This window comes from Polynucleobacter paludilacus (assembly GCF_018687595.1).
Taxonomy (GTDB): Bacteria; Pseudomonadota; Gammaproteobacteria; order Burkholderiales; family Burkholderiaceae; genus Polynucleobacter; species Polynucleobacter paludilacus.
In genome coordinates this window covers 1,119,216-1,140,028 of sequence record NZ_CP061298.1, presented here as the reverse complement: position 1 = coordinate 1,140,028, position 20,813 = coordinate 1,119,216, and the positions used below count along the sequence as shown (strand labels likewise).

The 20,813-nt window shown below is 46.3% G+C and carries 17 protein-coding genes and 1 tRNA gene; 13 read left to right on the top strand and 5 right to left on the bottom strand.

Going from position 1 to position 20,813, the window contains the following annotated elements; genetic code table 11:
- The first annotated feature begins 10 nt into the window (after positions 1–10).
- The 8 genes from rimP (at position 11) to AOC06_RS05990 (ending at position 8,714) form a co-directional block, all read left to right on the top strand.
- The gene (gene rimP / locus AOC06_RS06025; protein ID WP_215379450.1) at positions 11–502 is read left to right on the top strand and encodes a ribosome maturation factor RimP; all 492 of its coding nucleotides are present in this window, start codon (positions 11–13) and stop codon (positions 500–502) included.
- Positions 499–1,980, top strand: coding sequence for a transcription termination factor NusA (gene nusA / locus AOC06_RS06020; protein WP_215335870.1), 1,482 nt, complete (start codon positions 499–501; stop codon positions 1,978–1,980). The genes rimP and nusA overlap by 4 nt, the downstream gene beginning before the upstream one ends.
- A 13-nt stretch (positions 1,981–1,993) precedes the next feature.
- On the top strand, positions 1,994–4,732 hold the full coding sequence (infB, locus tag AOC06_RS06015) for a translation initiation factor IF-2 (RefSeq protein ID WP_215379448.1): 2,739 nt from the start codon (positions 1,994–1,996) through the stop codon (positions 4,730–4,732).
- Between the two features lie 18 nt (positions 4,733–4,750).
- Positions 4,751–5,119 carry a 30S ribosome-binding factor RbfA gene (gene rbfA, locus AOC06_RS06010; RefSeq protein WP_215351312.1) on the top strand — a complete coding sequence of 123 codons (369 nt, stop codon included), beginning with the start codon at positions 4,751–4,753 and terminating at the stop codon, positions 5,117–5,119.
- A 4-nt stretch (positions 5,120–5,123) separates the two neighbouring features.
- Positions 5,124–6,035, top strand: a complete 912-nt coding sequence (truB, locus tag AOC06_RS06005; protein WP_215379446.1) for a tRNA pseudouridine(55) synthase TruB — start codon at positions 5,124–5,126, stop codon at positions 6,033–6,035.
- 63 nt (positions 6,036–6,098) lie between these two features.
- The gene (gene typA, locus AOC06_RS06000) at positions 6,099–7,916 is read left to right on the top strand and encodes a translational GTPase TypA (protein WP_215379444.1); all 1,818 of its coding nucleotides are present in this window, start codon (positions 6,099–6,101) and stop codon (positions 7,914–7,916) included.
- Positions 7,917–8,043: 127 nt separating this feature from the next.
- Positions 8,044–8,298, top strand: coding sequence for a type II toxin-antitoxin system Phd/YefM family antitoxin (locus AOC06_RS05995; protein ID WP_215379442.1), 255 nt, complete (start codon positions 8,044–8,046; stop codon positions 8,296–8,298).
- Entirely contained in the window at positions 8,298–8,714 is a 417-nt protein-coding gene (locus tag AOC06_RS05990) for a type II toxin-antitoxin system VapC family toxin (RefSeq protein ID WP_112204560.1), read from the top strand. Before AOC06_RS05995 ends, AOC06_RS05990 begins: the two co-directional genes overlap by 1 nt.
- Positions 8,715–8,729: 15 nt before the next feature.
- Here AOC06_RS05990 and AOC06_RS05985 read toward each other — a convergent pair whose 3' ends face one another.
- Together AOC06_RS05985 and AOC06_RS05980 are read right to left on the bottom strand one after the other, a co-directional pair.
- The gene (locus tag AOC06_RS05985) at positions 8,730–9,920 is read right to left on the bottom strand and encodes an MFS transporter (protein ID WP_255879902.1); all 1,191 of its coding nucleotides are present in this window, start codon (positions 9,918–9,920) and stop codon (positions 8,730–8,732) included.
- Positions 9,921–9,929: 9 nt separating this feature from the next.
- Positions 9,930–10,703 (bottom strand): TSUP family transporter, encoded by a 774-nt coding sequence (locus AOC06_RS05980; RefSeq protein WP_215379440.1) that lies wholly within the window; start codon positions 10,701–10,703, stop codon positions 9,930–9,932.
- Between the two features lie 81 nt (positions 10,704–10,784).
- On the opposite strand from AOC06_RS05980, the gene AOC06_RS05975 reads away from it, so the two are divergent.
- From AOC06_RS05975 to AOC06_RS05955, 5 genes are all read left to right on the top strand, one after another.
- Complete coding sequence (locus tag AOC06_RS05975) at positions 10,785–11,084, top strand: hypothetical protein (protein WP_215379438.1); 300 nt, start codon at positions 10,785–10,787, stop codon at positions 11,082–11,084.
- On the top strand, positions 11,084–12,166 hold the full coding sequence (gene dusA, locus AOC06_RS05970; RefSeq protein ID WP_215379435.1) for a tRNA dihydrouridine(20/20a) synthase DusA: 1,083 nt from the start codon (positions 11,084–11,086) through the stop codon (positions 12,164–12,166). Before AOC06_RS05975 ends, dusA begins: the two co-directional genes overlap by 1 nt.
- Positions 12,167–12,220: 54 nt before the next feature.
- Positions 12,221–12,296 (top strand) — tRNA-His (locus AOC06_RS05965).
- A gap of 77 nt (positions 12,297–12,373) precedes the next feature.
- Positions 12,374–13,684 (top strand): HD-GYP domain-containing protein, encoded by a 1,311-nt coding sequence (locus AOC06_RS05960; protein ID WP_215332231.1) that lies wholly within the window; start codon positions 12,374–12,376, stop codon positions 13,682–13,684.
- 6 nt (positions 13,685–13,690) lie between these two features.
- Positions 13,691–15,244 (top strand): sensor domain-containing diguanylate cyclase, encoded by a 1,554-nt coding sequence (locus tag AOC06_RS05955; protein WP_255879901.1) that lies wholly within the window; start codon positions 13,691–13,693, stop codon positions 15,242–15,244.
- Here AOC06_RS05955 and AOC06_RS05950 read toward each other — a convergent pair.
- From AOC06_RS05950 to AOC06_RS05940, 3 genes are read right to left on the bottom strand one after another with little or no spacing between them, the layout of a single operon-like run.
- Positions 15,228–16,133: a DUF4434 domain-containing protein gene (locus AOC06_RS05950; protein WP_215379432.1), complete on the bottom strand. Its 906-nt coding sequence runs from the start codon at positions 16,131–16,133 to the stop codon at positions 15,228–15,230. The two genes, AOC06_RS05955 and AOC06_RS05950, sit on opposite strands and share 17 nt — an antisense overlap.
- Positions 16,127–18,595, bottom strand: a complete 2,469-nt coding sequence (locus AOC06_RS05945; protein ID WP_215379430.1) for an NfrA family protein — start codon at positions 18,593–18,595, stop codon at positions 16,127–16,129. Before AOC06_RS05945 ends, AOC06_RS05950 begins: the two co-directional genes overlap by 7 nt.
- On the bottom strand, positions 18,592–20,811 hold the full coding sequence (locus AOC06_RS05940; RefSeq protein ID WP_255879900.1) for a glycosyl transferase family protein: 2,220 nt from the start codon (positions 20,809–20,811) through the stop codon (positions 18,592–18,594). Before AOC06_RS05940 ends, AOC06_RS05945 begins: the two co-directional genes overlap by 4 nt.
- Positions 20,812–20,813 lie beyond the last annotated feature (2 nt).

Genomic DNA, 20,813 nt, shown 5'->3' with positions numbered 1-20,813 from the left:
AGGGGTTGATGTGAGAGATCAGCAGATTATTTCTGCGGAGTTAGAAAACTTGGGTTACGCGCTAGTCGATATCGAGCGTGAAGCCGGTGGTTTGCTACGCGTCACAATTGAAAACCCAGATTACGAACGTTTGATTACGGTCGAGGATTGCGAGAAGGTAAGCCATCAACTGAGCTATGCATTGCCAGTAGAGAATATTCCTTATGAGCGTCTGGAGATTTCTTCTCCAGGCTTGGATCGCCCGGTCAAATCGGCAGAAGATTTTGTTCGCTTTGCTGGCATGGAAGTGGATGTGAAGTTACGTGTTGCAGTAGGTAGTCGCAAGAATTTTCGTGGTGTGTTGCAAGGTTTGCTGAGTGGCGATATTCATGCGCCCGATGCTAAATTTGGTTTGCTGTTTGAAGGCACCGATGGTGCTGAGTCTCAATTGGAGTTTTCATTAGCCGAGGTCGATAAGACTCGGTTGGTCCCTGTTATTGATTTCAAAGGAAGAAAGTCATGAGCCGAGAAGTTCTCATGTTGGCAGACGCCCTAGCGCGTGAAAAGAATGTTGATCAAGCTATTGTGTTCGAGGCGCTAGAAATGGCGTTAGCATCGGCCACTAAGAAGCGCTATCCAAACGAGGATGTGGATATTCGTGTTTCCATCGACCGTGAGTCTGGTGAATACGAAACCTTCCGTCGTTGGTTGGTCGTACCTAATGAAGCTGGCCTGCAAGAGCCAGATAAAGAGATTCTGCAATTTGAGGCTCAAGAACAACTAGCTGACATGGAAGTCGGCGATTACATCGAAGAGCAAATTGAATCCTTGGCCTTCGGTCGTATTGGCGCGCAAGCCGCTAAGCAGGTCATTCTGCAGCGTATTCGTGATGCTGAGCGTGAGCAGATTCTGAACGACTACCTTGAGCGTGGCGAAAAAGTCATGACCGGTACCGTTAAGCGTGCTGATAAGAATGGCTTAATCATTGAATCTGGTCGAGTAGAAGCATTGCTGCGTCGCGATCAAATGATTCCGAAAGAGAACTTGCGCTCTGGCGACCGTGTACGCGCCTACATCCTTAAAGTAGATCGCGAAGCCCGTGGCCCACAGATTGAGTTATCTCGTACCTGCCCTGATTTCTTGATCAAGTTGTTTGAGAATGAAGTTCCTGAAATGGAGCAGGGCTTGCTAGAGATCAAGGGCGCGGCTCGTGATCCTGGCATCCGTGCCAAGATCGCAGTTGTCACCTATGACAAGCGTATCGATCCTATCGGTACTTGCGTTGGCGTCCGCGGAACACGTGTGACTGCTGTGCGTAACGAAGTGGCTGGCGAGGCAGTAGATATCGTGTTGTGGTCAGAAGACCCAGCTCAGTTTGTGATTGGTGCTTTAGCTCCAGCACAAGTCTCTTCAATCGTAGTTGATGAAGAGCGTCATGCAATGGATGTCGTGGTTGATGAAGAAAACTTGGCGATTGCGATTGGCCGTAGCGGACAGAACGTCCGTTTGGCGAGCGATCTAACGGGTTGGCAAATCAATATCATGACTCCAGAAGAGTCTGCTGAGAAAACAGAAAAAGAAGCTTCTTCAATTCGTCAATTGTTTATGGACAAATTAGACGTTGATCAAGAAGTGGCAGATATTTTGATTGAAGAAGGCTTTAATACTTTGGAAGAGGTTGCTTATGTTCCTCTTTCAGAGATGTTGGAAATCGATTCATTTGATGAAGATACTGTGAACGAGTTGCGTACTCGTGCACGCGATTCTTTATTGACTATGGAGTTGGCTAAAGAAGAGCGCATTGGTGAAGTTTCCCAAGACTTGCGTTCACTAGATGGCATGACTCCTGAGTTGATTGCGAAGCTTGCTGACAATCAAGTACATACCCGTGACGACCTTGCTGAATTGGCTGTTGATGAGCTAGTTGAGGCGACACAAATTGACGAAGAAACTGCGAAAGCGCTCATCATGAAAGCGCGTGAACATTGGTTTACTTCATAAGAGGAAGCAGTGAATGGCAACAACAGTAAAAGTACTCGCTACGGAACTTAAACGGACTTCGGTTGACCTTTTGGAGCAATTAAAGGCGGCGGGGATCGATAAGGGTTCTGAAGACGACAGCATTACCGAGAAGGACAAAAAAGTCCTGCTTGAGCATTTGCAAAAAGAGCACGGTAATGCCGATGCAGGGAATCGTAAAAAGATTACCCTGATTAAGCGCGAGAACTCTGAGATTCGTCAGGCAGACTCTGCTGGGCGGACTCGTACCGTTCAAGTTGAGGTGCGCAAAAAACGCGTGTTGCTTAAGGGTGGTGAAGCCGCCGCCGCTCCTGAAGTAGAAGAAGAAAAGCCAGTCAAGGTAGCTGTAGCAAACACACCAGCGAAGTCGATTCTTTCTGAAGAAGAGTTGGAAAAACGCGCTGCTGAAGCAACTCGTCAGGCTGAACTTTTAGCACGCCAAGAAGCAGAGATGAAGGCTGCTGAAGATGCACGTCAGAAGGAAGTTGCTGCTGTCGAACCCCCAGCTAAATCGAATGACGAAGCCGCAGTTGAAAAGAAAGCCGCATCTGAGAAGGCTGCTAAAGATTTGGCAGCGGCTAAAGAAAAAGAACTCGCTGATATACGAGTGCGTCGTGCTGCTGCGGAAGCTGAAGCATTGGCGATTCGGGACATGATGAGTGCGCCAGCCCGCGTTCTCAAGGCGCCCAGTGAGACTGCTGCTGAAGAAGCCAAAAAAGGCACACTTCACAAGCCCGCCAAGGTTGAAGGTGCTGACGATAAGAAAAAAGTCGTTAAGGTTGGCGGCAAAACGATTAAGTCTGCTGAAACTTCCTCCACGTGGCAAGAAGAGGGTGCAAAACGTCCTGGTGGTCTGAAGACCCGTGGCGATAGCTCCGGCGGTGTTGGTGGTTGGCGCTCTGGCGGTGGTCGTAAGAAGCAACGTCAAATTGCTGAAGCCAATGTCGATACCAATTTCCAAGTGCCTACAGAGCCAGTAGTTCGTGATGTGCATGTTCCTGAAACCATCACCGTCGCTGAATTAGCGCACGCGATGGCAGTGAAGAGTGCTGAAGTAATTAAGTTGTTGATGGGTATGGGCCAAATGGTCACCATTAACCAAGTGCTCGATCAAGATACTGCAATGATCATTGTGGAAGAGATGGGTCATACAGCCCATGCTGCTAAGCTTGATGACCCTGATTTAGATATTGGTGCCGAACCCCACGATGCTGAGTTATTGCCACGCCCACCAGTTGTTACGGTGATGGGTCACGTTGACCACGGTAAAACTTCTTTGCTCGATAAGATTCGTCTAGCAAAAGTAGCCTCTGGTGAAGCGGGCGGTATTACTCAACACATTGGTGCATACCATGTGGAAACCCCGCGCGGCATGATTACCTTCTTGGATACTCCAGGTCACGAAGCCTTTACGGCGATGCGTGCTCGTGGTGCTAAGGCGACAGATATTGTGATTCTAGTTGTGGCTGCGGATGATGGTGTGATGCCTCAGACTAAAGAGGCGATTCACCACGCGCTGGCCGCTGGTGTACCTATCGTGGTTGCTATTAATAAGATTGATAAACCCGAAGCTAACCCAGAGCGTGTCAAGACAGAGTTGGTTGCTGAGCAAGTCGTGCCAGAAGAGTACGGCGGTGATGTGCCATTTATTCCAGTGTCTGCAAAAACTGGCGTTGGTATCGACGAACTCCTAGAGAACGTTCTTCTCCAAGCAGAAGTGCTTGAACTCAAGGCACCTAAAGATGCTCCTGCGCAAGGTCTTGTGATTGAGGCACGTCTCGATAAAGGTAAGGGTCCTGTTGCAACCATTTTGGTTCAGTCGGGCACCCTCAAGCGCGGCGATATGCTCTTAGCAGGTTCAAGTTTTGGTCGTGTCCGTGCGATGTTGGATGAGAACGGTAAGCCTTGTAATGAAGCAGGCCCATCGATTCCGGTTGAGATCCAGGGCTTGTCTGAAGTTCCTGCAGCTGGAGAGGCAGTACAAGTTGTGCCTGACGAGCGTAAAGCGCGCGAGATTGCACTCTTCCGTCAAGGCAAGTTCCGTGACGTGAAGTTGGCCAAACAGCAAGCTGTCAAGCTCGAGACTATGATGGAAAATATGGGTGAGGGCGCAATTGAAGCGAAGCTCTTGCCATTAATCATCAAGGCTGACGTTCAAGGATCGCAAGAAGCACTTTCTCAATCATTGCAAAAATTGTCTACACCAGAGGTGAAGGTGCAAATCGTTCACGCTGGCGTAGGTGGCATTACCGAGACTGACGTGAACTTGGCCGTCGCTTCGAAGGCTGTGATTATTGGATTTAATTCCCGCGCTGATGCTGCTGCTCGCAAGCTGGCTGAAAACAATGGTGTTGATATTCGATACCACAACATTATTTATGACGCAGTTGATGAAGTGAAAGCAGCCTTGAGTGGCATGTTGACTCCCGATAAGAAAGAAGAAATCACTGGCATGGTCGAGATTCGCCAGGTCTTCTTGGTCTCTAAAGTCGGTGCGATTGCAGGTTGCTTGGTTTTGGATGGCGTGGTCAAACGCAATTCAAGCGTTCGTCTCTTGCGCGATAACGTCGTGGTCTGGTCAGGCGAATTGGATTCGCTCAAGCGCTTCAAAGATGATGCCAAAGAGGTGCGTGCCGGTGTTGAGTGTGGCTTGTCATTGAAGGGCTATAACGACATCAAGGAAGGCGATCAGCTTGAGGTATTCGAAGTGACTGAAGTCGCTAGAAGCCTCTAAGTTAATCACTAAGCCCCTATGCATAAAGCTAGCCCACATCGTAACCAGCGTCTCGCCGATCAAATTCAGCGAGATCTGGCTGAGCTGATTCCAAGAGAGTTGCGCAATCCCAGCTTAGGTTTAATTACCTTGCAAAGTGTTGAGCTCTCTCCTGATTTGGCCCATGCTAAGGTCTTCTTTACTGTTTTGGGTGCAGAGCCTGATCATGCATTACAAGCTTTGCAAGAAAAAGCGGGTTACCTACATTCTTTGTTATTTAAACGTTTGCATATTCATACGGTGCCAACACTACACTTTCACTATGACGTCTCAGTCGAGCACGGCATTGAAATGTCTAAACTGATTGATCAAGCGGTTGATAGTGATCATCGGGACGAAAATAAGTAATCCTATGTCAGTTCGCATCGATGGAGTTGTATTGTTAGATAAGCCAGCCGGAATGAGTTCTCAAGGGGCTGTTACTGCTGTTAAACGCGCTTTCAATGCCGATAAAGCGGGCCATACCGGTACTTTAGATCCAATGGCTACAGGCCTACTCCCGATTTGTTTGGGTGAGGCTACCAAGTATTCACAAGACTTACTCGACGCCGATAAGACCTATATTGCTAAAGTTCAATTTGGCAGCAGAACCGATACGGGTGATGCTGAAGGTCAGATAGTCGAAACCTTTGACCTTCCAATCTTTGCAGATCAGACAGCAATTCAGAAGGCGCTAGATCAAGTTCTTCACCAATTTACTGGCGCCATTAAACAAGTGCCACCAATGTATTCCGCACTCAAGCGAGATGGCAAACCTTTATATGAATATGCCCGTGCAGGTGTAGAGCTCGAGCGTACCCCAAGAGAGATCATCATTCATCGCATTCGATGGACCGATATTCAGTGGCCACAAGCCACCCTGGAAGTAAGCTGCAGTAAGGGCACTTATATCCGTGTTCTCGCTGAAGAGATTGGTGCGGCACTGCACTGCGGTGCCCATTTAATCGGTTTGCGCCGAACCGAAGTAGGGCACCTCAATCTTGAGCAATCCTTTACTTTGGAGTCGATCCAAAAAGGTCTGCAAGAAAGCTCCACTTATATCTTGCCAGTCGACGCCTTATTGCAAACCTTGCCCCACTTAACTGTGGATGAGCAACAGGCTAAACGTTTAGAGATGGGGCAAAGAGTTCCTATGAGCCTGCCTTCGATTGAAGCTTTAGTGCGTATTTATCGTGCGACTGCGGCTCCTCACAACTTCATTGGTACTGCGGATTGGCGTTCTGGGGTCTTGCATCCCAAGCGCTTGATTTCTCAGGCCCATTAAACCATTTTGACTTATTTATTTATTAACCTGATTTCACTTTTACCTTAACTTTAGAAGCTTCACATGACTAAACGCGCACTCCGTAACATCGCCATCATCGCCCACGTTGACCACGGCAAAACTACCTTGGTTGACCAGCTCTTGCGTCAATCTGGCACCTTCCGTTCCAATGAAAAAATGACCGAACGCGTCATGGACTCAAACGATCTCGAAAAAGAGCGTGGTATTACTATTCTCTCGAAGAACTGTGCAGTGGAATACGACGGCACTCATATTAATATCGTTGATACACCAGGACACGCAGACTTTGGTGGCGAAGTAGAGCGCGTGCTATCGATGGTTGATGGTGTATTGCTCTTAGTTGACGCGGTTGAAGGCCCAATGCCCCAGACCCGTTTCGTGACCAAGAAAGCCTTGGCACTGGGATTAAAGCCAATCGTCGTTGTGAATAAGATTGATCGCCCAGGCGCTCGTCCTGACTATGTGATTAACGCAACCTTTGAGTTGTTTGACAAATTAGGCGCTACCGAAGAACAGCTCGACTTCCCCATCATTTACGCTTCTGGCTTGAATGGTTTTGCAGGCATGACGGAAGATGTCCGCGAAGGTGATATGCGCCCCTTGTTTGATGCGGTGCTGAAGTATGTACCTGTTCGTGATGACAATCCAGATGGTCCTTTGCAATTCCAGATTTCTTCGATTGATTACAACAGCTACGTTGGCAAAATCGGTATTGGCCGTGTTAATCGTGGTCGTGTTAAATCAGGCATGGAAGTCATTTGTATGAATGGCCCAGATGGCACCCCCTTTAAAGGCCGCGTCAATCAAGTTCTCAAATTTAAAGGCTTAGAGCGTGAGGTCGTGGATGAGGCGATTGCTGGTGATATTGCTTTGATCAATGGTATCGAAGATCTCGCGATTGGCACTACCATTTGTGCGCCTGACACTCCAGAAGCATTGCCAATGCTCAAGATTGATGAACCCACTTTAACCATGAACTTCATGGTGAACACCAGCCCCTTGGCCGGTCGTGAAGGCAAGTTTGTGACAAGCCGTCAGATTCGTGAGCGTTTAGATCGTGAGCTCAAATCCAATATGGCATTGCGCGTTAAAGAGACTGATGATGACACTGTATTTGAAGTGTCTGGTCGTGGTGAGCTACATCTCACGATTTTGGTGGAGACGATGCGTCGTGAAGGCTACGAGTTGGCGGTTTCCCGTCCACGTGTGGTGTTCCACGAAGAGAATGGCGTCAAGATGGAGCCATTTGAGAACCTGACTGTGGACGTTGAAGATGCTACCCAAGGCGCCGTCATGGAAGACTTGGGTAGGCGTAAAGGAGAGTTGCTTGATATGGTCAGCGATGGTAAAGGCCGTACCCGTTTAGAGTACCGCATTCCAGCGCGTGGCTTGATCGGTTTCCAGGGCGACTTCATGACCATGACTCGCGGTAATGGATTAATGAGTCATACCTTTGATGCTTATGCCCCTGCCAAAGACGGTGTATTGGGTGAGCGCCATAACGGCGTATTGATTAGCCAAGACGATGGTGAAGCAGTAGCCTACGCAATTTGGAAATTACAAGATCGTGGCCGTATGTTCGTGAAGCATGGTGACCCTGTATATGAAGGCATGGTCATCGGCATCCATAGTCGAGATAACGATTTGGTTGTAAACCCGATTAAAGGTAAGCAATTAACCAACGTTCGCTCATCAGGTACCGATGAGGCTGTGCGCTTGGTTACCCCTGTTGATTTGACTTTGGAATACGCAGTTGAATTTATCAGTGATGATGAATTGGTCGAAGTCACTCCAAAGAGTGTTCGTGTTCGTAAGCGTCACCTGAAAGAGCACGATCGCAAGAAAGCATCACGCGAGTAATCGCCAACAGAAAAGCCACCCTCGGGTGGCTTTTTTTCAACCTTTTCTCCTAATTAATAGGAGTTTTGCGATATCTTAATTTTGTAGTAACATTGCTACATTATAGAGAAAGCATGGGGTTGCGCTAATGATTACTACCTTTTCAAGTCGTGAATTTAATCAAGATACCAGCAGGGCTAAAAAAGCAGCCAGAACTGGACCTGTTTTAATCACCGATCGCGGAAGACCCGCACACGTCTTGATGACATTTTCTGAGTATGAAAGAGTTACAGGAAAAAGCAAAAGCATTCTAGATCTTTTGAGTATGAAGAGTGCAGGCGATATTGAGTTCGAGCCTGAGAAAATACACAGCTTGTCTAAGCCAACCGGAGATACTTTGTAATGTATTTATTAGATACAAATGTTGTGTCAGAATTTAGAAAAGCGGGTACCGGCAGAATTAGCAAGCGAGTTGAGCAGTGGGCTGAAGGAATTTCTGCAAATTCAATGTTTATTTCAGTTATCTCGATATTTGAATTAGAGATGGGGATCTTGCAAATTGAAAGACGCGATAAGAAGCAGGGTTCGGTCTTAAGAAAATGGCTAAACAAAAATGTTTTAGGAACATTTTCTGAAAGAGTTCTTCCTATTGATACGGCCGTTGCCCAGCGCTGTGCTAGCCTTCATGTACCCAATCCAAAGTCAGAGCGCGACGCTATGATTGCTGCAACTGCAATTGAACATCGCATGACGATTGTTACTAGAAATGTCTCGGATTTTAGTCAGTCAGGGGTAAAAATCTTCGATCCGTGGGCCTAATATTTTTACTATTTTCTATTCAGTCAAATAGTAAATAAAGGCGCCGATCGGAAAGGCAAAGCCAATCCAAGCTACGAGGCTCCAGCCGCCAGTGACATAAGCCAGACTCGCAATACCCGATCCAATCGCACCGCCTGCAAAGAAGATGGCCATATAGAGTGCATTTAAACGGCTACGAATATCTGCACCAAGTGAGTAGATCGCACGCTGACCTAAAACAACGTTACATTGCACGCCTAAGTCAAGCAAGATGCCAGCGAACACTAGGGCTGGTAAAGAGCCCATACCTCCCAATTGGGATAATAAAAATGCGCCAGCTACAGTCAATAGAGAGCCCGCTGTTGCGACCTTAGTGTGACCGTGATCTGCTAGCCAACCACCAATCGGAGCTGCTAAGGCACCCGCTGCTCCTGCCAAGGCAAACAAGGCAATTCCGAGTTGGGTTAAGGAATACATTGGGCCAGCAAGCAGGACTGGAGAGATTGTCCAGAATAAAGTGAAGGAAGCAAATAGACAGGCTTGATAAATAGCGCGACGACGCAGGATGGGGGTATCGCGCAATAAAGGCCAGAGTGAAGCAATTAAAGAAAAATAGTGATGATGAGAATTCGGTTTACGAATCGGTAAGAGTAGCCACAAGATCACGGCCAGCAAAACCAGTAAGCAGGCAGAAATTCCAAATACAGGACGCCAGCCAAATGAGTGCGCAATCAAACTGGAGATTGGGCGTGACAACATAATGCCGAGCAACAAACCACTCATGATGTTGCCGACAGTACGACCCCGTGTTTCTTCTGGGGAGATGTGGGCAGCAATCGGAATGAGCATTTGTACGGCGACGGTACCAATGCCGACTAATAAAGAGCCCATTAAGAACCAAGTCGCATTCTGGGCCAGCATCGCAATGAAGAGCGCCAGAATCGCGCCGCAAATTGTGAAGATCACCAACTTGCGATTCTCAACCAAATCACCTAGTGGGACCAGCAAAATGAGACCAGCGCAATAACCAATTTGGGTCAAGGTCACGATTAAGCTTGCTGCGGAGTCACTTAAACCAATCTCAGGGGCAATCAAGCCAATCAGCGGTTGAGAGTAGTACAAATTAGCGACCATCAGGCCGCAGGCGCAGGCAAAGAGAAAGACCATCCAGCCTGGCATATGGGATGGATGTGAGGCGGAAGAATGGGGGGTGTGAGCTGGGTTCATCGTCTGAGTTTAATTTAAGAAAGCGTCATAAAAGGTTTTGATTGTCAAAATCGAAACCGAAATAAAGAAGGCCTTACGAATAAAGCCATTGCCATATTTCAGTGCAATGCGGCTACCAATCTGACCGCCAATAAAATTGGCTACAGCCATAAAGAGACCGAGCCGCCAATCAAAGAACCCCAAATAGAAGAAGACACAAAGGGCTCCTAGGTTAGAGGCGACATTGAGGAACTTCGATGGTGCGGCGGTGTTAATAAAGTCAAAGCCTAAAACACGGGTGTAAAGCAATTTATAGAAGGAGCCTGCTCCGGGTCCTAAGAAGCCATCATAGAAACCAATCACGCTTGCGCCTAATGAGGCAATCGCACTTTGTTTATGGTTCTGATGACGTGGCGCATGTACTAGGCCTGCACTCGATTTAAGATTGAAAATCAGGAGGGCAGCCAGGATAAAAGGTAGTGCAACTCGTAACCACTGATTGGGTATCTGAGTTACTAAATAAGCCCCAGCAACTGAAGCTAAAAAAGCTGCCGAACAAGAGATGACGACTAAACGCCAAGGGGTCTTATTAACACGGGTGTACTGAAAGGCTGAGCCAGTTGTGCCGATCACTGAGGCAATTTTATTGCTCGAGAGAAGGGTGGCCGGCGCCAGACCCGGAAAGACTGCAAATAGCGCTGGAACTTGAATCATTCCACCACCACCCATAATGGCGTCAATTAGCCCTGCGAGTAGAGCTGCGCATACTAGAACGATGAGATTAAATAGAGAAAGATCAAACATCTTGCATCACAAAAATTGCATCCTTAGCTTAGCGGGGGGTGCCATATCTGCATTGTATAGCCCCCTTTATAATGGAGCCCTATGCGCCTGATACAGATCTTCCTCGCGGCTCTCTTTGCTATAGTTTTTAGCTACAGCATAAATACGCATGCTGATCAAACTAGTGCAGCTAATTCTAATCAAGCCTTCCCAGTGCAAAAGAGTCCTTACGCTCCACCAGTGCAGAATCAGTCCAGTACAACTGATGTGAATCTGGATGATATCGATAAGCCAAAGAAAGCACCCAATAACAATATCCTCAATCTCAATGGCGGCAGTGGCACCAATACCAGACCTGGGGGTGCAACGGGAACATTAAAGCATCGCTTCACTTTTGACTGATGACAGATATTCATAAAAAACGTCTCGCAGTCGCGCCTATGATGGAGTGGACCGATCGCCATTGCCGATCATTTCATCGCACACTGACAAAAGAAGCAGTACTGTATACCGAGATGGTGACTACTGGAGCTCTACTACATGGTGATGTGCCTCGTCATTTAGATTATTCGGAAGATCAGCACCCAGTGGTATTGCAATTGGGTGGATCAGAACCCAGTGATTTGGCTAAGTCAGCAGAACTTGCTCAACAGTGGGGCTATGATGAGATTGATCTGAATTGTGGATGCCCTTCAGAGCGTGTGCAGCGAGGTGCATTCGGTGCATGCCTTATGGCAGAGCCCGAGTTGGTGGCGAATTGTGTCAAGACGATGAAGAATTCGGTAAACATTCCGATTTCTGTTAAGCATCGCTTAGGCTTAGATCATATGGATGCATCTAGTTCCAAAGCAGATTATCAATTTGCTCTCAACTTCATTCTTGCCGTGGCTGATGCAGGAGCTGGTCAAGTGACGATTCATGCGCGTAATGCAGTGCTGAAAGGTTTATCTCCTAAAGAAAATCGTAGCAAGCCGCCTTTACATTACGAAGTAGCGAAACAGTTGCGTATTGATGCTCAAAAACAATTCCCAAACCTAAAGGTGCTTTTGAATGGCGGTCTTGAGACCAATGATCAGATCGCTGGCCATTGGGAAGATTTTGATGGCTTCATGGTGGGTAGGGCGGCCTATCATTTTCCGGCAATGTTATTGGGGTGGGATGATTTAATTAGTACCCACGGTGAAGCAGCCGGCTACCTCTTCAGTGAAACTGAATGGCACCGGATTCAGATTACCTTGGTTAAGCAAGTACAAGCCTGGTTTGAAGAATGCCACGCCAAAGGCAAGCCTTTCTATATTGGCGCTTTCACAAGACATATTTTGGGCCTCGCCCATGGTAGGGCAGGTTCACGCTATTGGCGCCAAAGGCTCTCAGACCACCATGCTTTAGCCAAAGTCCAGAGTAAAGCGGCGATTGCTGACTTTTTCCTCGATGCCAGTCTAACTCTTGGGGATTGGGCTGCATTTGAGCTCGAAAGCGCCTAAATCGGGGTATTTGGCAGGTTTTGAGCAAGAAGCTATAATCTCAACTCTACAACGGCGGACGTAGCTCAGTTGGTAGAGTCCCAGATTGTGATTCTGGTTGTCGCGGGTTCGAGCCCCGTCGTTCGCCCCATTTACTCCATTCCACCTTTCGATTTCCCTAATTTGACATGAGGTACTTTTCTTGAAAGTGCCACTAGAATAGGTTTTATGGATCTGCTCAATCAAATTTTTTATTTTTCCGCCTTCATTATTTTGATGGGTTTGATGTTGGGCTTTGTTTCTCAACGCGATGAATACAAAGAAACTGAGAAGATTTGGTATTGGCCTGCTGGCCTCTTCTTTCTCGCATTAGCATCATTTTCTTTCTTCATCGCTTCTTGGGGCAGTTTATTTTTCCTGACCCTATGTCATTTTCTGCTCATGTGCGGAATGCTTTGTATTGCCTTGTTATTCAGATCATGGCGCACCAATATTTCTCAAGAAATCAGCCCCTATGTATGGGTTGGGTTTTCTGTCCTATCGATCACTTTTCTTTTCCTATTTTGGAGCGGAGATCCGGTAAGTCGAATTTATATTACGAGCACTTTCATAACAGGCTTTTCTCTATGGAATTTATGGGAACTACGAGCTGTTATAAAACACAATAAGGCACCCCAAATAAAGATTTTGATTGGGATCATCGTCATTCAAATAGTTTTACGTGCGTCAAGAATATTCGTTTTGTATTATTTCCCAAGCGAGTACATAGAGAGAATATTCCACGAGGGTGAAGTCGGTTTTTCAATTCGCATCATATCCTCTTTGATGCTGATCCTAGCATGCATGGTGATTGCGCACTACTATTTAGACGCCCTGTGGAAGATGCACCGGAGTAGTTCTAGAGCGATTGAGAGTGGGTTGCTTCATAGCTTGAATGCACTGTCGATGGTTCGTGATAACGAAACGGGAGACCATATCTTGCGTACGCAAGCTTACGTAAAAAGATTGGCAGAGCGACTGAAAAGTATGGGGATTTACGCAGACCAGCTTACCCCATCCAATATCGAGCACATGGTTCATGCAGCCCCCCTCCATGATATTGGTAAGGTTGGTATTCCAGATAATATTTTGAGAAAGAATGGCGCTCTCAGTCCAGAAGAGTGGGAGGTGATGAAGACCCATGCAGCGTTGGGTGAGCGGGTATTAAAAGCGGCCAATGCCGATAGCGATAAGAGCTTAAAGGTCTTAGAAATGGCAATTGATATTGCTGGCGGCCACCATGAAAAGTGGGATGGTAGCGGCTATCCTCGTGGCCTCTCTGGTGAAGAGATTCCTTTAGCAGCTCGCATTATGTCGCTCGCAGATATGTATGATGCATTAGTCAATGAGCGTGTTTATAAAGAAAAATGGACACATGAGGCAGCGTGCGAAGAAATTGCGCGCCATAAAGGGAAGATCTTCGATCCTGCTGTGGTGGAGGCCTTTATTCTGGAAAAGTCATTTTTCCAGCAAATTGCTCAACAATATGCCGAGGAGTAAGTGGTAATGGCAGAGCTATTAGTCATGGATTACGCTACACAAAATAAAGTACGTAGAAACATCAAGCTCATCACTTTAGTGAGTGCCGCCCTCGTTTCTATCTTTGCTTTGAATGCATTCATTTCAGCCCTGATTTTGCGCGATAACATCATCAAGGCGCGAGTTGATCAGGTTGCTAATTTGACTGAAATCCTATCTGCCCATACAACGCAAACGATTTATTCGGCTAATACTGCACTGCAAAGTTTGGATGAAATTGAAAAGTTCTCTGAGATCACTACAGAGAAAGAATTTATACACTTTGCTTCTCAAAAGCAGCAATATAACTTGCTTTTGGATAAGGTGAAATCTAATCCAATTCTCGATGTGGCAACCTTTGTCGATAACAACGGTAAGGTTCTTAATTTCACAAGATCATTTCCGCCCCCAGACATCAATTTAGCCGATCGAGATTATTTTCAATGGTTAAGCAAACACGATGATTCAGCCACATATTTTGGTTTGCCCGTCAGAAATAAGGGCACTGGTAAATGGGTTTTTTATCTAGCTAAACGAGTGAACGGTGCAAGACATGAGTTTTTAGGCTTGATATTGGTTGGTGTTTCTGTAGAAATTTTTTCTTCTCTCTATGAAAAGATTGGCATGAGTCTTGGGGAGGGTTCCTCAGTGGTGCTATATCGAGATGACCATCGCCTTCTTACTCGGTGGCCATTGGTGGATAACCTGATTGGGGGGCTTAATACGGGAGGCCTGATTCAGTCCTCATTGTCCCAAGAAAATATCGATGATGGAGTCATCATTACTGATTTGCCAGGATTTACACGGGGTAGTAATCCGGGTGAGCGGATGCTCTCGTACCGTAAGGTTGAGGGCTACCCACTCATTGTCGGAGCGATTGTCAGTAAGCAAATTTATTTAGCGCGTTGGTATAGTGCTCTCATTAGCTTGGCCTACACGACACTTTTCAGTATCGCTATTATTTGCTTGGGTGCTTACTTGCTGATTCGCGCCTATAAACGCAATGCAAAAGCGCAGTACTTTGCGCATCATGATGTTCTGACTAAGTTACCTAACCGATTGTTTTTCTCTGATCGCCTTGAGCAAGCTTTAGATCGGGCCAGAAAAAACAATGAAAAACTGGCTCTGTTATTTATTGATTTAGATAACCTTAAAACAACGAATGATGTTTACAGTCATGGCGTTGGAGACGGCCTGCTGATTACTGTTGCAAAGCGTATGATGGGGGCTATACGGGATGTGGACATCATCGGCCGAGTAGGGGGTGATGAATTTGTTGTCCTCTTGCCAAAGGTTGAGTCCGAAAAAGACGCCTATGTTGTTGCTGAAAAAATTTGCTCTGCAATATCGATGCCGATTACATTGGATAATTTAGTACTGCATACTTCGGTCAGTATCGGGATCGCACTTTTCCCGGATCACGCCCTCGATGATGTTGGGCTGATGAAGAATGCCGATGCCGCAATGTATCTTGCTAAGAATGCCGGCAAGAATAATATTCAAATCTATAGCGGACCAAAGCCAATCAAGTCTTCGCTTTAAAGCTGTCCTTGAATAGATAGCGCAATTCAAAGAAAACACTATCAAGCTGGCAAGGCGCTCTGAGCTTTAATCTTTGCGCTAGTAATTGTGGTGGCAGAGACTCAGCCGCAAAGGTTTGGTCATGTTGGGTTTGCTTAAAGGCCTCGAAGATTAATCCTGAAGCTATTGGTGCGCTGCATTTTGTGAGCGGCACCAAATATAAAGCCCTCTCAGATGGATTCAGCTTGCCAGTACCGGCGCCGTCTTGAATCCATATATGGAGACCAGTGACTTCATGTAGGCTTGCAATCATCTTGCTGTAGTCATCGGGCGACATATTCCCAGTAAAAAAGCTCGAAATATAAATCGGCTTTTCTGATTGCATCCGAATTTTTTGACTCTCATCTCTAAGATGTTTCCTGAGAATGTCAAATGCCTTTGGGTCGCGCCAAGCGCGGTCATCAATTTCTAGCGGAAGATACCAGCCTGCTATCTTGTCCTGTGGGATATTCTTCTTCCAATAATCTACTAGGAGTAGATCGACTCTAGTAAGCTTCGTTAAATAGTCTTTACTCTCAGCAGAAGGCTCTTTTAAGCGATTAAACATTTCTGGATCACTAGAGAGGCCAATAATCAACTGTAATTTTTCTCCAGTTGCCTGATCTACGCGCTCTTTGAGCCAAGCTTGATTTTTTGCACTTTTGAGAAAGTCTCCGTATTGCGTCCATTGGATGACTAAAGTATCGAATCCCTTTTTCTTTAAATGATGAAAGATACTCCGCCATTCTTGAGAGGGAATCTGTTTATCAGACTCTTGGGGCTGGTAAAAAATGGCTGTAACAGCCATCGTGCTGAGTGGTAAGAGGAGGGCAAATAGTAATAGGATTTGAGCACTGAACTTTTTCACCATCTACCCCCTAGAGATAAAAAGATCACATTCTTTTCATTTAAGTAGGTGGTGAAAGCATGCTGAGCCTCAAGTCCAATATAAACCTTGCTGGGATAGGCGTTGTACTGAGTATTGCCGCTCCAGCAGTTCCAGCGCACGCCTAGACCAGCCCGTAAATCATGATTCACTTGATTATTGAGTGTGTTTAATTGTAGGTGGGTATAAGGCTCAATCGTTTGCCCTATTTCAATTTTGTCGTGATAGCTAATTCGGTAATCTGAGGTGAGAGATGTAAGGCCGCTGGTCATATAGTGAGCTGCATCGAGATAGAGGTTTTGAGCAATCCAGCCTGGTCCAGTTGGATGCCAATCATCACTATAGTTACCACTATTCAAGAATGAGGCGCTCGCTCTCAGCATGGCCTGAGTTTGATTGCCTGCTACGTGATCTAGCGGAGTTTGCTCTTCAACAGCAAGATTGATGTTTTGACTACCGATCGGTTTCCATCTTAACCCTCCAGCAGCCATTGGTGCATATAGGGGAAGCGCAGTATCTAAGGTTCCACTTCCTGCAAATACCCTGGAATATGCCGAGATGGTTTTGCCGTCATCAATCGCAGGATCCCCTAGGCGATAGGCAGCCTCAGCTTGTGAGTAGCTCCGAGACGTGAGGCCTGGCTGACCAGAGCTCGGAACTGTAGTCACTTGATTTCCGCCTGTAGCATCCACTGAGAATGTCCAGCGGCGAGTCAGGTCTTCATGCATTCGCTGTAAGCCAAATAGCTGATTTTGGTTGTCAGCAGTTAAATCGACTGGTGCTTGGAGATGGTAATCATCAATCGCGAGTTTGGTGTACTTGAGCGCTTCTTCATTGAGGCCTAGCTTTTGATCGGTATAAGCGAGTTGCTTAATAGTTTGAGAGTCGTCAGGCTGAGCTTGATTTGCCGATAGTAAGAGCGCGCGCGCCTGAGTCATTTGTCCATTTTGATAATAGGCATAGCCTAAAGACGCTTGGGTGTTGGTATTACTAGGATCAAGCTTGAGGGCAGCCTCCAAAGAGCTGGTGGCTTCAGCAGTTTGATTTAATTCTTGTTGGATTGAGGCGAGTTGAGTGTAATAAGCTACCGTAGGAGCAAGTGCAATCGCTTTTTTCAGATCATCAGCCGCAATGCTGGGTTGCTCTTTGAGTACAAGTTGCGCCTCGAGCCACCAGTAGAGCGCATCTTTTGGGGTATTGCGTTGATCGAGTTGAGCAAGCCAACCTGAAGCATATTGCGGTTCTTGTGCGCTGATTGCAGTGAGGGCCGCACTTTCAAGATCTCGATTGGACATTTCCTGGATATCCATTGAGCGCCATGCTGAAAGCGATTGAGGATAATTTTTAACCGTAAATGCTTGATAGGCATAAGCGCGAGTATTGACGATGTTGGGGTTCATTGCCATTGCTTTTTGGTAAGCATATTCAGCCAATCCTGGCTGGTCAACTTGATAGCATTGTCCAAGCAGGCGCCATTCGGTTTCGCTATGGGGAATTGAAAAATCGCTCAAGAGAGATCGGACTACGCTACAGTTTTTGAGTGCTGCAAATAAATTAGCTTGTATGCCTCTGAGGTCAGAGGAATGCATCGGCTTGGCCAGAAAACTTAGCTCGGTGGCGCTCACCAGTTTGGGGTTTTGTTCAATCAGAGTTGCTAAACGGAGAACCAACTTCTTTTGTAGCGGTGGACTAGCATCAGTAAAAGGATAAGCCTGCATCAAAATTTGAATAGCTTGCCCGGTTCCACCATCCTTCAAGAGCTGATAACTCAGAAATTCAACAAGCTGAGGATCTTGATTCAGTTTTGAAGTCAGCTCTTTGATGTAAGCGGAGGCAAAGATCTTATTTCCAGAGGCGATAGCAGCTTCCAATACGATCTGGTCTTGATATGCTTGATTGGAGGCAAAGTGTGGGGTAAAACTCAATATGCGCTCAGGCTCTCTAGAGAAGGCTTTGGCTAATAAATCAACCCAGCCATGTTCGTCGTAAGCATCGTAGAAATAAGGCTTGGTATCAGTGAGATATGCCTGAAGTTCGGAAATATTGTTTTCTAGTTCGCGACCTTTTTCGAGCAGTTGGAGATCGTAGGCTTTGCGATTATTTCCGAGCGCGCTTGCGATGGCGGCATTTTTGGGGGTGTAAACCAATTGCGCCTCGAGAACTTCGACAGCATTTTGATACTGGCCATCAAGGTAGTAGGCATTTGCCAAATACAGTGCAGTCTCAGGGCTCTCGGTTGACCAAGACCTAGCTTGCTTGAATTCTGTGACTGCTCTACCGTAATCATGATTCGTAATAGCGGATAAGCCTTTTTCCACATGCGGGTACGTTAAGAATTCTTGAAAAGAGCGCGGCTGTTCTGGGGCATTCTCTGCGCTCGCCATTTGAAAAACGCTTGGCAAGGCGATGAGAGGGAGAAGAACAAGGGCTTTGAGATTGAGTTTCATCTGGCTTCGGCTTCTTTTTCAATCAAATCCTTGATATTAGGCTGCAACTCCTTTTGGAGATCCAAGGCTTCTTTTAGGGTCTCATCGGAAATAATATGGTTCCCAACCAAGAACTGACTTAAGTTTTCCTCACTATTCTCATGTTGAAGAAGTAGGGCATTTAATGAAGCTCTATCAATGCGCCCAAGAGACATTAAGATTTCAGCAAACAAAAATTGGCGCGGGACAAAATAATCCCAAATTTTCTCTGCTTGGCCCCTGGCAATCTTTCCGGCACTAACGGCATTCTCGAGAAGTTGCTTGGGGTCCTCTGTTTTGATATTCGCATACCAGTGCCTGAGGCCGACAGTAATTTCACCATGTCTTGCGAGTATGTTTTTAACTGGCATCTTGAGCTTGCGAGCGATCGCAGCTAAAGAGACGGGATCGATATTGGACTCCGAGGCCAATACTAGTTTGCTACCTTCTTTGCGAATTGGTAAAGCTGCATAGTGAAGTGCGAGTGCTGGGGGTAGTAGCTTGATGATATTTTGAGGAATAGCATAAGCATCGACCGATTCAGAGCTCACACCTGATTGAGTGGATAGGGCTTTAACCAGTTCTTCCGAATTAATCTTGCCGATATGAATCAACCAGTTACCAATCTTGAGGCCCCTAGTTTTCTTCAGTAGCGCGGCACTAAGCTCCTCTTCACTAATTGCGCCTTGCTCAACCAATATTTGACCTAACATCTGGCGCTCGTGATTCTCTTGTCCGAGTGACGGGAAGTCATGCATGGTTTTATCCCACGCTACTCGATGGGGGTCCCCTTGTTTGATAATGGCTCTGAGCGCGCGCCAATTGGCAACAAAGTTGATGTAGTTTCCCCAAAATAGACGAGGAATAGACATCAGGCCTTCTCTTAAGCCGTAATAGCTGGAGACAAAATAAATTCGCTGCAGCATGCGATTTATCATGAGATAGAGATTAATCATCAAAACAGCAACAAACCACTTGTCATCCGAGAAGATGGATAGGAAGTGATATGCATCTGGCCATAGGTGCTGGTAGAGCCACAGAAGCGTAAGTTGAATCAAAATCAATGTTGCGGCAAAGCTAATGAAGTTGGTAACTGCACCCTTGCGATCGCGCCACAAAAAATAGTTCAGCAACCAATTCTTGGTCCAGCCATGCGTTTTGTAGCCTTGGTAAACAATGCCGGTAATCCAGCGAGCTTTTTGTCTCACAGCCGTTTCGATCGTATCTGGAAAATATTCTCGGACACAAATCACATTGGCATCCAGAATGTCTTGTCCGAATGGTTTGGATGTTTCACTTTCCAGTTCTTCTGGCTTGAGGACGGGAAAGCGTACGAAGATTTCTTTAAGTCCTTTTTCCTTTAGGCGAATACCAATGTCATAGTCCTCTGTCAGACTCTTGACATCAAAGGCAATGCCATCGCCATCAGCCAGTAAGGCTAGAACTGCACGTCGACTAAAGCAGGTTCCAACCCCCGCACTCGGTACTTGTCCAGCCACTGCTTCACGAATCGGAATGTCTTTGCCATGTAGCTCTGTAAACTCGTCTAAATAGTGCATACTGGTGAAGTTATTCCACTTACGCTCAAATGGATAAACGGGAACCTGAATCAAATCATTCTTATTAACTAGGTAATTAAAGAGCTTGAGCTCCATACTAGAAATGACATCTTCTGCGTCATGCAGAATAAATCCAGAAAATTCGAGGTTGGTTTGACGCTCAAATTGCAAGATGGCATCTAAGACGTTATTAAGACAATCTGCCTTGCTGGTTGGGCCTGGTCGTGCACAAATCACTTTATGCACATTGGGAAAGATAGCGCAGGCGCGATCCACATCCTTCTGGGTATCGGGATCGTTGGGATAGGTACCAACAAAGACGTGATAGTTCTCATACTCCATGGTGGTGGCGGCTAACTCGGCCATCTTGCCAATCACGCCAGTTTCGTTCCAGGCGGGAACCATGATGGCTAGGGGTTTTTCAGGGATCTCATTGAGAGCGGTGTACTGAAGATGCTCATTTTTCTTATAAATGGTTTGTGAGCGCCAAACTCGCCTGATCCAATAAGTGATATCAATTAATACATCATCGATACTGCTAAAAAAAATGATGATGGCTATGACCATAGCAAGATACTTCAAGCTATACAGATAGATCGATACAAGATCGACCAGCCAAATTTGAATATCAGAAATCAATG